At 72.9% G+C, this 13,392-nt stretch carries 9 protein-coding genes; 3 read left to right on the top strand and 6 right to left on the bottom strand.

Features of this window, described 5'->3' with window-relative positions:
- Positions 1 to 4: 4 nt before the first annotated feature.
- Together ACWEN6_RS18500 and rbsD are read left to right on the top strand one after the other, a co-directional pair.
- Positions 5 to 1,024, top strand: a complete 1,020-nt coding sequence (locus ACWEN6_RS18500; protein ID WP_452571288.1) for a ribokinase — start codon at positions 5 to 7, stop codon at positions 1,022 to 1,024.
- The gene (gene rbsD / locus ACWEN6_RS18495; RefSeq protein WP_354840999.1) at positions 1,021 to 1,410 is read left to right on the top strand and encodes a D-ribose pyranase; all 390 of its coding nucleotides are present in this window, start codon (positions 1,021 to 1,023) and stop codon (positions 1,408 to 1,410) included. The genes ACWEN6_RS18500 and rbsD overlap by 4 nt, the downstream gene beginning before the upstream one ends.
- A gap of 137 nt (positions 1,411 to 1,547) precedes the next feature.
- On the opposite strand, the gene ACWEN6_RS18490 is transcribed toward rbsD, so the two are convergent.
- A complete protein-coding gene (locus ACWEN6_RS18490; RefSeq protein WP_452571287.1) occupies positions 1,548 to 2,402 on the bottom strand; it encodes an alpha/beta fold hydrolase in 855 nt (284 codons plus the stop codon).
- A gap of 186 nt (positions 2,403 to 2,588) precedes the next feature.
- The gene (locus tag ACWEN6_RS18485; RefSeq protein WP_452571286.1) at positions 2,589 to 3,365 is read right to left on the bottom strand and encodes a maleylpyruvate isomerase family mycothiol-dependent enzyme; all 777 of its coding nucleotides are present in this window, start codon (positions 3,363 to 3,365) and stop codon (positions 2,589 to 2,591) included.
- An 869-nt stretch (positions 3,366 to 4,234) separates the two neighbouring features.
- Between ACWEN6_RS18485 and ACWEN6_RS18480 the strand changes: the two genes are divergently transcribed.
- Positions 4,235 to 6,199, top strand: coding sequence for a glycosyl hydrolase family 18 protein (locus tag ACWEN6_RS18480; protein WP_452571285.1), 1,965 nt, complete (start codon positions 4,235 to 4,237; stop codon positions 6,197 to 6,199).
- A 204-nt stretch (positions 6,200 to 6,403) separates the two neighbouring features.
- Here the strand turns inward: ACWEN6_RS18480 and ACWEN6_RS18475 are convergent, their stop codons facing one another.
- From ACWEN6_RS18475 to ACWEN6_RS18460, 4 genes are read right to left on the bottom strand one after another with little or no spacing between them, the layout of a single operon-like run.
- Complete coding sequence (locus tag ACWEN6_RS18475) at positions 6,404 to 7,771, bottom strand: condensation domain-containing protein (RefSeq protein WP_452571284.1); 1,368 nt, start codon at positions 7,769 to 7,771, stop codon at positions 6,404 to 6,406.
- A 7-nt stretch (positions 7,772 to 7,778) separates the two neighbouring features.
- A complete protein-coding gene (locus ACWEN6_RS18470; protein ID WP_452571283.1) occupies positions 7,779 to 8,069 on the bottom strand; it encodes a phosphopantetheine-binding protein in 291 nt (96 codons plus the stop codon).
- Complete coding sequence (locus ACWEN6_RS18465; RefSeq protein WP_452571282.1) at positions 8,066 to 11,458, bottom strand: non-ribosomal peptide synthetase; 3,393 nt, start codon at positions 11,456 to 11,458, stop codon at positions 8,066 to 8,068. The genes ACWEN6_RS18470 and ACWEN6_RS18465 overlap by 4 nt, the downstream gene beginning before the upstream one ends.
- Entirely contained in the window at positions 11,439 to 13,226 is a 1,788-nt protein-coding gene (locus ACWEN6_RS18460; protein ID WP_452571281.1) for a class I adenylate-forming enzyme family protein, read from the bottom strand. The genes ACWEN6_RS18465 and ACWEN6_RS18460 overlap by 20 nt, the downstream gene beginning before the upstream one ends.
- Positions 13,227 to 13,392: the final 166 nt, after the last annotated feature.

Genomic DNA, 13,392 nt, shown 5'->3' with positions numbered 1-13,392 from the left:
CGTCATGGCCACCGATGAAGTGATCAACGACCGCCCCCCGGACGGGCCCGGCGACCCCCATGCCACCGGGAGCGCACCGTGGCCGCGACCCGACGGACCCGCCACGATCACCGGCGCCGGGCCGGGCGGTGGTGGAGTGCCGTGGCCGTACGACGTCGTGGTCGTGGGGTCGGTCAACATGGACCTGGTGGTCCGCGTCGACCGGCGTCCCCGCCCCGGCGAGACCGTCCTCGGCTCGGACCTGGCCACCTATCCCGGCGGCAAGGGCGCCAACCAGGCCGTGGCCGCCGCCCGGCTCGGCGGGCGCGTGTCGATGCTCGGCCGGGTCGGCGACGACGCCTACGGCGGGCTGCTCCGCGAGGCCCTCGAACGCGACGAGGTGGACCTCCGCCACCTGCGGCCGACGGCCGCGCCGACCGGGGTGGCGATGATCTCGGTCGGGCCGGAGGGCGACAACAGCATCATCGTCTCCCCCGGCGCGAACGCACGGCTGAGCGAGCAGGACGTGGCGGAGTCCGGCGACCTGCTCCGTTCGGCCCCGGTCGTCTCCCTCCAATTGGAGACGCCCCTGCCCACGGTCCTCGCGGCGGCGCGGGCGGCGCGCCGCGTGGTCTTCAATCTCTCGCCGCCCGCTCCCGTGCCGGACGAGTTGCTGGCCCGGTGCGATCCGCTCGTCGTGAACGAGCACGAGGCCGCGATGGTGCTCGGCGTGACGGCGCGGCCGCACGTCCAGGCCAAGGCGCTGCTCGCCCTCGGCCCCCGGTCGGTGGTGATCACCCTGGGCGCGGACGGCGCCCTCGTCGCCGACGCCTCGGGGATCACCGCGATCCCCAGCCCGCGGGTCGAGGTGGTGGACACCACGGGCGCCGGGGACGCGTTCACCGGCGCGCTGGCCTGGCGGCTGGCGCGCGGTGACGGCGTCGCCGCCGCCGCGGCGTTCGCGGTGCGGGTCGGCGCCGCGACGGTGCGCGCGGCGGGTGCCCAGAGTTCGTTTCCGACCTTGGAGGAGGTCGAGGGACCATGAAACGCACGGGCATCCTCAACGCCGCCCTCGCCGGGGCCATCGCCCGGCTCGGGCACACCGACGAGGTGCTGATCTGCGACAGCGGCATGCCGCTGCCGTCCGGCGCGCAGGTCGTGGACCTGGCGTTCCTGCCAGGGATCCCCTCGTTCGCCGACGTGCTGGACGGCATCCTGGCCGAGATCGTGGTCGAGAGCGCCATCGCCGCCCAGGAGGTCCGCTCGGCCAACCCCGGCTGCGCCGCCCTGCTGGCCGAACGGCTCCCCCGCCTGTCGCATGTGCCGCACGAGCGGCTCAAACACCTGACCGGCGCCTGCAAGCTCATCGTCCGCACCGGCGAGGCTCACCCCTACGCCAACGTCATCCTCCGCTGCGGCGTCGCCTTCTGACCGGTCGGCCCCCTCCCGGGGACGCCCTCCCCCAGCAGCCTGTCATTTCACCTCGCGGCCGCCTCAGCACACCCCGGTTGCCGGCCCGTCAGCGAAGCGACCCCGGGAAGACCATGGCCAATAGCAGCGAGGAGGCCTCACGCGGTCGCCTCAGCACACCCCATGGCCGACCCGCCACCGAAGCGGCCGCCGGAAGGACCATGGTCAAGGGCAGCAAGAATGCCTTTCGCGGTCGCCTCGGGCATCTCGGCGTGCGGGTAGTGCCCCGCCCCCTCGATCAGCAGCACTCCGGCAGGACCACCTAGTTTGGCGGCGATCGACCGCGCCTCGGCCGCCGGGTCGGCGAAGTCGCGGTCCCTGGTACCCATGATCATCAGCGCCGGACAGCGCACCTCCGGATAGCGGGTCACCACCCCCGCCAGGGACACCTCGATCTGGGCGCGCAGCGCCGCCGCCCGTCCCGGCTCGCGCAGGTTGGTCCTGATCCCGCGCAGATGGTCGTCGAGGTCGGCGGGCCGCGCGGTCGGGTAGGACGAGCGCAGGAACATGCTCCACAGATACGGACTGCGCCCCACCGCCCGCGAGGCGAGCCTCATCCACGACTTGATCGGCGTGTCCCCGGAGAACGAGCCGATCAGCACCAGCTCGGCGACCAGCCCGGGCTCCCGCGCGGCCGCCCACACCGCTGAGGCACACCCGATGGAGTGCCCGACCACGACGGCCGGACCGCCGAGTACGCGGGCGAGGGCCAGCACGTCCTCTCCGATCGGCACGACGTCGTAGCTCTGCCAGTCGGCGCTCGACTCCCCATACCCACGCACGTCCATCGCCGCCACCCGGTGCCCGGCCCGCGCCAGACGCGGCCCCAGGAACCGGAAGGTCGCCCGCGTGTCCCCCATCCCGTGCACCAGGATCACCGGCCGCCCGTCCTCGGGCCCCGTCACGTCGTACGCCACCCGCCCGCCGGCCGTCTCCAGAAACCTGGTCCCCATCGCCGCTCTCCTCCCGCTTGACGAGAGCACCGCTCTCCCGCAGGACCAGTCAATACGAGACCACCCATCACCGTCAAGAGCACCGCTCTCGAATAAGTGCACTGCCTACCATCCCCATGGCGGCAGAAGGACGCCGCTCCCCCACCACAACCAGGCGCCGCCACCGCCGTAACCCTTCCCGTCGGCTCAGAAGGCGGTCTTGGTCAGCCAGCGGTCGAGGAGGGGCCGGTCGCCGAAGACCTCGTAGCGGTCCTCGGCCGGCTCGCGGCGGCCGTAGAGGAGGAGAAGGAGGTCACCGGCGGTCCCGCGTACGGCGACCTCGCCCTTGCCGTGGCCCCGCTCCCAGGTGAAGCCACCGGGCACCAGCGTGACCGTCCACTCCCCCGCCTCACCGGCGTCCGTGGCGTGGAAGTGCAGCCGCTCTCCGCTCCCCGCCGGCTCGGCGAGCCCCTCGGCGAGCCACGGGGCGACCCGCAGATTGTCCAGAAGTTCCTCGGCCCCGTCCACCGCCACCGGCACGGCGATGTCCGGCTCGCGCCCGAGCGCGATCTCGGCGTCCGCCCGGTGCACCGTGGACTCGTGCAGCATCCGCCGCGCCCAGAACACCGAGTTCGTCTCCCCTCCCCATGACCACACCGGGACCTCTCCCCCCGCCGCCCGCAACGTCGCCACCAGGGTTTCGCCGCCCTCTGCCAGCCAGGAGGAGTACTCCGCGTCGTCCTCCGGCAGCTTCACCGGCACCTCCCGCGAGGTGACCGGCGTCCGGGTCCGCTCACGGACGATGTGCTCCGCCCACCGATGGATGATCCCAACGTGCCTGACCAGCTTCCCCAGCGTCCACCCCGGACAGGTGGGCACCTCCACCGCGAGGGCGGCCCCCTCCACGACCTTCGCGAGCCGCGCCACCTCCGCCTCGACCGCCGAACAGTACCTCTCGTGCGACCAGCCAACTCCCACAGTCATGCCCGTGAGCGTAACCCCGCACCGTCCCCACACCGAGAGGGAAACCGGCCCCGGCGGCATTACATGGTGACGCTTCGGACACCAGATCATCCGGCCCTCTCACCTGTCTCATCACCGGTGCGTCGCCCTTCGCCCAACCGGCTTACCGCGGATGACACAGCGGGCAATGCCTGACCCGCACGCTCGGCGTGGCCGGGCGCGGGCCCTCGAACGGCCAGGGCGTGCGGTGTTCGGGCGCGCACCGTCAGACAGGCAGCGCCTCCAGGTCCAAGGTCATCCGGCGGTCGCCCTCCAGGAACTCCAGCAGCGGGTGGGTCTCGCCGAGCACGACGCGGTAGGAACCGAGCGTCTCCCTCCCCGCAGCGACCGCGCCTTCGAACCATGGCCGCCGCTTCCGGACGGCGGCCCCGGCTGCGGAACGATGCGGTGCCCGACTCCGACATGTACGCCGCGACCGGCTGCTCATGGATGCCCGGACCGGCTTGGTTCGTCGTTACCGCCCCGGTTTCCGTCTCACTCCCGCCAGCAAGGCCTCATTCTTCGCAGTTGGGCGCGCCAGGGTGGGCGACTCGGTGGAAGCCCGGGCGTGACAGGACATTGACGGAGGAGTCAGGGGCGGGTAGGTTCGCTGCTAATTATAAGGAAAGCTTCTTAAGAGTTTCGTTGTAATGACGAGGTAGGAAGGTTGCCGCCATGCCGCGGTCTCCGCCGGTCCTCTTCCTGTTCGCTCTGTACCGCCGCCCGCAGTGAACGCCGGGCGAGCGGCCCGCGCGATCGTCCGCCGGGTTCCCGGCCCCGCGCGCCGCCCGCCGTACATACGTCCTCATCGACCCCCCAATTCGCATCCGCCCGATGGACGTGGAGCACAAATGAGATACAAGTTCGCCAAGGTCCTGCTCGCGACGGGGGCAATGCTCCTGCCGCTCGGGACGGCGGTCGCGTTCGGGCCGAGCGCCTCCGCCACGGTCGCGGTCGCGAGCCGCGCCGCCATGGCCGCCGCGTGGGCCCCGAACACGGCCTACACCGTGGGCACCGTGGTCAGCTACAACGGCGTCGACTACCGGTGCATCCAGAGCCACACGTCGCTGGTCGGCTGGGAGCCGCCGAACGTGCCGGCTTTGTGGACGCCGGTCACCGGCGGAGGCGGCGACACCACCGCGCCCAGCGCGCCCGCCAGTCTGCGGTCCACGGCGACCACCTCCTCCAGCGTCTCGCTGGCGTGGAACGCCTCCACCGACAACGTCGGCGTGACCGGCTACAACGTCTACCGCGGCTCGACGCTGGTCACCACCGTCACCGGAACGAGCTACACCGACTCCGGTCTTTCGGCCGGCACGGCCTACGCCTACACCGTCAAGGCGCGCGACGCCGCGGGCAACCTGTCGGGCGCGAGCAACACGCTCAACGTCACCACGGCGACCGGCGGCGGCGACACCACCCCGCCGAGCACGCCCGGCAGCCTGCGGTCCACCGGCACCACCTCCTCCAGCGTCTCCCTCGCCTGGAACGCCTCCACCGACAACGTCGGCGTCACCGGGTACAACGTGTACCGCGGCGGCACGCTGGTCACCACCGCGACCGGGACGAGCTACACCGACGCGGGTCTTTCGGCCTCCACGGCCTACACCTACACCGTCAAGGCGCGCGACGCCGCGGGCAACCTGTCGGCGGCGAGCAACCAGGTCAGCGCCACCACCCAGCCCGGCGGGGGCGGCGGCGGGAACAAGCTGCTCGGCTACTTCGCCGAGTGGGGCGTCTACCAGCGCAACTACCACGTCAAGAACATCGAGACCAGCGGGTCGGCCGCCAAGCTCACCCACATCAACTACGCCTTCGGCAACGTCACCAACGGCCAGTGCGCCATCGGCGACTCCTACGCCGACTACGACCGCGCCTACACCGCCGCCGAGAGCGTCGACGGGGTGGCCGACACCTGGGACGCGGGCGCGCTGCGCGGCAGCTTCAACCAGCTCCGCAAGCTCAAGGCCAAGCATCCCGGCCTGAAGGTGCTGTGGTCCTTCGGCGGCTGGACCTGGTCGGGCGGGTTCGGGCAGGCGGCGGCCAACCCGGCCGCGTTCGCCAACTCCTGCTACAACCTGGTCGAGGACCCGCGCTGGGCCGACGTGTTCGACGGCATCGACATCGACTGGGAGTACCCGAACGCGTGCGGCCTGAGCTGTGACGGCAGCGGCGCGGCGGCGTTCAGGAACCTGATGTCGGCGCTGCGCTCCCGCTTCGGGTCCAACTACCTGGTCACCGCCGCGATCACGGCCGACGGCACCTCCGGCGGCAAGATCGACGCGGCCGACTACGGCGGCGCCTCGCAGTACATCGACTGGTACAACGTCATGACCTATGACTACTTCGGGGCCTTCGCGGCCAACGGCCCGACCGCCCCGCACTCGCCGCTGACCTCCTACAGCGGCATCCCGACCCCCGGCTTCTACTCCGACGCGGCCATCCAGAAGCTCAAGAGCAAGGGCGTCCCGGCGAGCAAGCTGCTGCTCGGCATCGGCTTCTACGGCCGGGGCTGGACCGGGGTCACGCAGAGCGCCCCCGGCGGCAGCGCCTCCGGCGCGGCGCCCGCCACCTACGAGGCCGGCATCGAGGACTACAAGGTGCTCAAGACCCGGTGCCCGGCGACCGGCACCGTGGCCGGCACCGCCTACGCGTTCTGCGGCAACCAGTGGTGGAGCTACGACACCCCCAGCACGATCTCGGGGAAGATGAGCTACTCCAGGAACCAGGGTCTCGGCGGCTCCTTCTTCTGGGAGCTCAGCGGGGACACGACCAACGGCGAGCTGATCACGGCGATGCGGAACGGGCTGGGCTGAGCCCGGCGACAGGCCGCGAGAACCAGGACAACAACGAGACGAGACCAAAGACGACGACGAGGACGAGGACGAGTCGACCGGCGCGCCGTCACCTGGGAGCAGGTGGCGGCGCGCCGCCGCGTCCATCCGCCACTTCCCGCACACCACCGCCGCGTCGTCCGGCCACTTCCGGTCCGCGCCGCGGTGTCCGGGCGCCGTGTGCGGTCAGGCGGATGCCGTGCCGGCCAGGCGTGGGAGCTCAGCCAGGCGCACCTCGCGGTAGGCGGCCGCGAGGAGCAGGCGCTCCAGTCCGCGCAGGTAGCCTTCCATCGCCTCCGGCGGGAGGTAGGCGGTGTCGGCGGTGAGCGAGATCCCGAGGCCGGCGGGCTCGTCGGTCACGTGCAGGCAGAACCTGCAGTTCAGCCGGTCCAGCTTGACCGGCCAGGTCACCCTCGTCTCGTCGAGGGAGGCCCGGACGGCCGCCTCGTCGTGCTCGGCGGCGACGATCCGCGGCGGCTCCACCAGCCGCTGGTCGTTGAAGCAGCAGTAGGGGTGGACGGTCTCGCCGCGCTCGGCGCTCACGGCGTCGACCACCCGGCGGAGCTCCAGCGGGTCGAACCTCGTGTGCTTGTAGGCGCGCAGGGACGAGGCCCACGCCGAGCGCAGCAGGCTCTCGAAGGTCTCGTCGGTGAGGTCGAGGACGAACAGGCCGTCCTGCGCGAGCGGCGTGACCACCTCACGGTCGCGCACGTGGAAGCGGTTGTTCACCACGGGGAGCATGGCGCAGGTGCGATGCCCCGTCACCTCCCCCACCATCGCGGCGGCGCCGGCGAGGAGCACCGTCGTCTGGCTCACCCGGTACCGACCGGAGATCACCTGCACGGCGGTGCCCATGGCCGGGGACGTCATCGCCGCCCGCCAGAACCGGGGCCGCCGGGGCGGGCCGGCCGGGGCGCCGAACATCGAGGGCGTGATGCGGCGGTACTCCCGCTCCCAGAAGGCCAGCGCCGAGGAGGAGACGCGCAGGCCGGCGGGCGACAACTGCTCGCGGGCCAGATCCAGCGGCTGACGCGGCGGCGGCCCGGGGAGGGCGCCCCGGCGCAGCAGCAGCCGCAGGTCGCGCACGGCGACGTCGGCGCCGTGCCCGTCCGCGGCCAGATGGCAGAACACGATCACGACGGACCGGACGTCGCCGTCACACGTCACCAGGCCGATGCGCACGGGCCACTCGGCGCAGTAGTCGAAGACGGGCGCGGCCAGACGCTCCAGCATGTCCTGCGCCGTGCGCCTGAGGTCCGCGGCCGGACACTCCACGACCTCGACCTCCAGGGCCCCCGAGCGCTCCACCGCCTGGTGGACGTCACCGTCGGCCTCACGCAGGCGCGTGCGGAGGGACTCGTGCCGGGCGACCAGCGCCGCGAGCGCCTCCAGCACCACCCGCGGCGGGTGCGGTGCGATCGTGACGACGCGGCCGAAGTTGAAGTAGTGGTCGCTCGGCATGGTCCGGCACATCGCCAGCCATATCGACCGCTGCCCCCAGGCGAGCGGCGCCGTCCCGGACCGCTCCCCGCGGAACTCCAGCCGCGTCCTCATCGGCCGCTCACCGGTGGACGGCCGAGGCGTCGAGGATGTGGGCCACCAAAGAGTCCAGGCCGTCGAGGAAGCTCACGTCGCGGCCCAGCTCGACCTCCACTCCGAACTCCTCCTCGATCGCGTCGATCAGGCGCAGGGTGGTCAGCGACGTCACCCCCGCCGCGGTGAACGAGACGCCCGGCCGCAGCACCTCCTCGGCGGCGATATCGCCGTCCGAGGCCGTCACCACCATGTCGGCGACGCGCCTGCGCACCGTCGCGGCGTCCAGGGCCGCCGGCGTGTCATCAGAGTCGGTCATGTCATCTCCTGTCCGGACGATCTGATCGCGTGTACCACGCCGCCGATGGTAGGGGTGTCGAAGAAGACGTCCAGGTCGACGTCCACCCCGAGGTGCTTGCGGATGCGGCTCGCGATCTGGGTGACGGTCAGCGAGTGGCCACCGAGCTCGAACAGGTCCTCGTCGGGCCGTATGCCGTCGAACCGCAGCACCTCCTCCCAGATGCGGGTGACCTCGGCCACCAAGGGATCGGTCTCGGCCGGCGGCGGGGACTGCGGGGCGGTACGCGACGGCGGATCGGGCAGGGCGGCACGGTCGAGCTTGCGCGCCGGAGTCAGCGGCAGGCGCTCCAGCTCGACGAAGACGCCCGGCACCATGACCCCCGGCAGCACCCGTGCCAGGTGCTCGCGCAACCGGGCGCTCATCTCCGGGCCAGACGCCGTCTCCGGGTCAGAAGGCGCCGACGGAACCGACGCGTCTGACGGAGCCGGCGGAGCCGACCGGTCCGACGCGTCAGATGCGTCGGACGCGTCCGACGCATCTGATAGGGCCGACGCGTTGGACGGGGCCGACGGGGCCGACGGGGCCGTCTTCGGGACGACGTAGGCGACCAGGCGCTGTTCGTCCTCCCGGAGGACCACGGCGGCCTCGGCGACGAGCGGGTGCTCCAGCAGCCTGGCCTCGATCTCGCCCAGCTCGACGCGGTGACCGCGGATCTTGACCTGGAAGTCGGCCCTGCCCAGGAACTCGATCAGCCCGTCCGGCCGTCTCCTGCCGAGGTCGCCCGTGCGGTACAACCGCGCTCCCGGCGGGCCGTGAGGGTCCTGCGGGAAGCGTGCGGCCGTCAGCTCGGGACGGTCCCGGTACCCGCGGGCGACCCCGTCCCCGCCGATGCAGATCTCGCCCGGGACCCCGACGGGAACCTGCGCCAGGCGCTCGTCCAGCAGGCGGATCGTGGTGTTGGCGAGCGGGCCGCCGATGGTGACCTCGGCCGGAGCCTGCGGGATCTCCGCGATGGACGACCACACCGTGGTCTCCGTCGGGCCGTAGACGTTGACCAGACGGCCCACCCGGTCGCGCAGCTCCCGTGCCAGCGGCAACGGCAGCGGCTCGCCCCCGCTCAGCGCGACCAGGCCCGGCGCGTCGAACCCCGCGTCCAGCAGCAGCCGCCAGCTCGACGGCGTCGCCTGCGCGTGGGTGACGGACTCGGCCTCGATCAGCCGTCGCAGCGCGGCGCCGTCCCTGGTGCTCGCCTCGGGCACGACGACGACCCGGCTCCCCGTGATCAGCGGGAGCAGCAGTTCCAGCGCCGAGATGTCGAACGCCAGGGTCGTCAGCCCCAGCCACACGTCCCCGTCACCTGCTCCGAGCTCGTCGCGCATGGTGAGCAGGAGGTTGGTCAGCGAGCGGTGTTCCACCTCGACGCCCTTGGGCCGGCCGGTGGACCCGGAGGTGTAGATGACGTACGCGAGGTCGCCGGAGGCCGGGGACGCCAGGTTCACGGGGCCGGCCGCGCCGGGCCAGGAGGCCAGCTCCCCGAGCTCCAGCACCGGCACCGGCATGGGCGCGTCGGCGTCACCGAGCGGCTGGGGAGGATCGCCGGCCGAGGTCTCGGACGGGTCCGATGTGATCGACGTGTACCGCCCGTTCGGCGCGTCCTCCCCGCTCGGCGTGTCCTGGGTGTCCTGCTCGTTCGGCGGGCCGATGATGCCGGACAGATCCGGGGCGCCGGTGACGCAGGGCGGGCCGCCGAGCCGCTCCGGGGCCAGGACCAGGGAGACCCGCGCGTCCCTCAGGACGAAGGCGAGCCGCTCGGCGGGGTAGGCCGGGTCCAGCGGTAGATAGGCGGCGCCCGCCTTCAAGACGGCCAGCACGCCGGCGACCATCTCCGGCGATCGCTCCAGGTGGAGGGCGACGACCTTGCCCGGGCCCATACCGCGTTCCCGCAGCGCTCCCGCCAGCCGGCCGGCGGCCGCGTCCAGCTCGGCGTAGGTCACCTCACGGTCGCCGGACACGACCGCCACGGCGTCCGGGGCCGCCCGGGCGCGCCGCTCGAACAGCTCGGTCACGGTGAGGTCGGGGAAGGCCCTGCGAGTGGCGTTCCACCCCTCTATGGCCTCCCGTTCCTGCGGGGTCAGCACTGGGAGGTCGCCCACGCGCAGGTCGGGCCGGTCCGCGAGGCTCTCGATCACGGTGCGCAGATGCCCGGCCAGCGCCTGGACCGTGCGCGGAGCGACGGCGTCCGGGCTGAACTGCAGGCCGAGGGTGAGCCCGGCGGAGGAGCCGACCGCCTGGATGTGCAGGGTGTTGCGGGCCGCCCCGCTGAACACCGTCCAGTCGACGGTGACGTCGAGCCCGGGAAAGACCGGGTCGGGGTCGCGTTCGCGGTAGCTGAGGGAGACGGGCGCGAGCGCGGCGCGCGGCGCGATGCCGCCGACGGCCTGGGTGAGCGGCACGCGGCGGAACCGGTACACCTGCCGCAGTTCATCGCGGACGGCGCCGGCGAACTCGGCGAAGGTCACGTCGAGCGCGGGACGGGTCACGACCGGCAGTTCGTTGACGAACAGTCCGACCAGGTCGCGGGTGCCGGCCGTCCGGGTGGACATGTCGACCGCGACGACGACCTGCTCGTTGCCGTAGCGGCGCAGCAGGGCGTGCAGGGCGGCGAGCAGGAACTCGAAGTCGGTCACGCCGAGCGCCGTGGCGGCGCGGGCGATGTCGTCGAGCACGACCTCGATCGTCTCGCCGGGTTCGGCCGCCCGCACGGCCCGGGCCGGGCCGGGCAGGATCGGCTCGCGGGGGTCGCTCCACCGGGACCGCCAGAACGCGGCGGCCTCGTCCCGGCTCGCGGCGACCTGCTCGCGCTCCTCCTCCACATACCGGGCGTAGGAGCCGGTGAGGACGGGCAGGCCGGCCGGGGCGCCGGTGACGCGCTCCCGGTAACAGGCGGCGAGGTCCCGTACCAGGACGTCCTTGGACATCCCATCGAAGACCAGGTGGTGCGCGGTGAAGACGAGCACGTGGCGCACGGGGCTCAGCGTGAGGACGGCGAAGTCCGCCAGCGGGCCCCGGTCCAGGTCGAAGGCCCGCTCGACGTGCGCCCGCACGGCGGCGTCCGCGTCCCCTCCGGCCTGGGCGGACAGGTCATGGAGCTCGACGGACGGCGGGACGTCCGCGAGGACCAGGCGGACCTCGCCGTCCCGTTCGACCGGCACGGTCGCGAGCACCGGGTGCCGGGCGAGGACCGCCTGGCACGCCCCGCGCATCGCCTCGACATCCAGGCCGCCTTCGAACGTGACGACCAGCGGCATGCGGTAGGCGTCCCCGGCCGCGCCGGTCCGCTCGGTGATCCAGATGCCGTGCTGGGCGAACGAGGCGGGCGGATGGGTGTCAAGAGGAGTGCGCGGCATGGTCGCCTTCCGGGGTAGCGAGGAGCGTCCGCAGTTCGCGTTTGAGGACCTTTCCCGCGGCGTTCTTGGGCAGGGAGGGGAGGACCAGCCATCGGGCCGGCAGTTCGTGACCGGCGAGCCGGTCGGCGAGGAAGGCCCGCAACCCGGCGGTGGACACCCCGGTCCCCTGGACCACCCCCGCCGCCTGGACCACCGCGGAGTCCCGGACATCCCCGGCGCCCGATTCGCCCGTCAGATCCGCAGTGGCCGCGGCGTCCGAGGCGGCCTGGGAGTCCTGGACGGTCGCGGGGGGCGAGGCCGGCTCGGCGCGTGGGACGACGGCGGCCGCGACGGCGGAGCCCATGACGGGATGCGGTACGCCGAACACGGCCGCCTCGGCGACGGCCGGATGCTCGTGGAGCGCCGCCTCGATGCGCAGGGTCGAGATCTTGAACGCGCCCGACTTGATGATGTCGCTCTCGCGGTCGAGCAGGTACAGGTAGCCGTCCTGGTCGAGATGGCCGATGTCGCCCATGCGCACCCACCCGTCGCGGAACACCCTCCCGGCGGCGTCGCCGTCCCGGTCGTAACTGCGGGGATCGGTCGGCGAGCGCAGCCAGACCTCACCGGGCGTCCCCGGCGGGACGGGGCCCTCGCCGTCGGAGATCATGAGGGTCCCGCCAGAGGCGGGACGGCCCACCGAGTCCGGCCGCGCGGGGTCGAAGACCATGGTCGTCTGGGCCGGGGCGGCCTCGGTGGAGGTGTAGTAGTTGACGATGGTCGCCCGGGGAAAGGCCGCCGTGAGCGCCGTGGCGACGGACGGCGCCAGGGCCGCCGCGGTGGACCCGAGCAGCAGCACGCTCGACATGTCGTACTTATCTGTCACGCCGGAGTTGAGCAGCTCGATCGCCATGGAAGGCACGAGGAAGACGGTCCCGACCCGGTAGGTCTCGATGAGCCGGGCGAACCGGGCGGCCGTGAAACGCGGCAGGGTCAACGCGCCCGGACGGGCGTCCAGCGCGTTGATCAGCATCGTCTGCCCCGCGTTCGTGCCGATCGGAAAGGCGTGCAGGAAGTGCCGAGAGTGGGCGAGCGGGCGGCGGCGCGGGTCGCGCGAGCAGCCGAAGGTCAGGTTGGCGTGACTCGCCACGACCGCTTTCGGCTCCCCCGTCGTGCCGGAGGTGTAGAGGATCTGCGCGGCGTCCCCCGGCCGGACCGACACCTCGTCCAGGCCGCGGACACCGGCGCTAACACCAGCGCGGAGACCGGCGCGGCCGTCCGCACCAGAGCCGTCCTGCGCACCCGAGTCGCCGTCCGTGCCTGAGCCTCCGTCGGCACCCGACTCGCCCTTCGCGCCGGAGCCGCCGTTCACGCCCACGTTGCCGCCCGCGCGGGAGGTGCCGTCCGCGCCGGGGCTGAGGTCGGAAAGGGTCACCGTCCACAGGTCCGCCTGTGGCGGAGTCCGTCCCGCGCCGTGGACGACGGCCGCCGCCGAGCTGTGCGCGAGCAGCCGGTGCAGCTCGCCGGGCGGCAGGGCGGCCGCCAACGGCACCGCGACACCCCCGGCCTTCTGCGCGGCGCAGTAGGCGATGGCGTAGTCGATCCACTCGTTCTCGCCGAAGACGAGGCCGACCCGGTCTCCCTGCCGCAGCCCGCGGCGCAGCAGGCCCAGCGCCGCCTCGTCCGAGCGGCGGTCCCACTCCGCGAAGGTGAGCGAACCGACGTCGTGGACGGTCAGCGCGACGCCCGCGGGTTCGGCCGCGGCGCGGGCGGCCAGCAGCCCCGGCACGGTCGAGATGACGGGGAGGACAGGCGCGGTCCTCGCACGCCCGGCACGCCCGGCACGCCCGGCGCGCTTACCGGGCTTCGCGGGGGTCGGCGTCGGAGGCGCGTGCGTGGCGGGGCCTGCCGGGTCTGCCGGCGTGGGAGGTTCGGCGGGTCGGTGCCGGCCGTGG

Source organism: Sphaerisporangium sp. NPDC004334 (assembly GCF_053602655.1).
This window is presented reverse-complemented; position numbering and strand designations above follow the sequence as displayed.

Bases quoted from the DNA above. Each gene is read 5' to 3' on its own strand.
- ACWEN6_RS18500 (WP_452571288.1), top strand. From the start codon at position 5: ATGGCCACCGATGAAGTGATCAACGACCGCCCCCCGGACGGGCCCGGC.
- ACWEN6_RS18470 (WP_452571283.1), bottom strand. From the start codon at position 8,069: ATGACCGACTCTGATGACACGCCGGCGGCCCTGGACGCCGCGACGGTG.
- ACWEN6_RS18480 (WP_452571285.1), top strand. From the start codon at position 4,235: ATGAGATACAAGTTCGCCAAGGTCCTGCTCGCGACGGGGGCAATGCTC.
- ACWEN6_RS18485 (WP_452571286.1), bottom strand. From the start codon at position 3,365: ATGACTGTGGGAGTTGGCTGGTCGCACGAGAGGTACTGTTCGGCGGTC.
- ACWEN6_RS18475 (WP_452571284.1), bottom strand. From the start codon at position 7,771: ATGAGGACGCGGCTGGAGTTCCGCGGGGAGCGGTCCGGGACGGCGCCG.
- ACWEN6_RS18490 (WP_452571287.1), bottom strand. From the start codon at position 2,402: ATGGGGACCAGGTTTCTGGAGACGGCCGGCGGGCGGGTGGCGTACGAC.
- rbsD (WP_354840999.1), top strand. From the start codon at position 1,021: ATGAAACGCACGGGCATCCTCAACGCCGCCCTCGCCGGGGCCATCGCC.
- ACWEN6_RS18465 (WP_452571282.1), bottom strand. From the start codon at position 11,458: ATGCCGCGCACTCCTCTTGACACCCATCCGCCCGCCTCGTTCGCCCAG.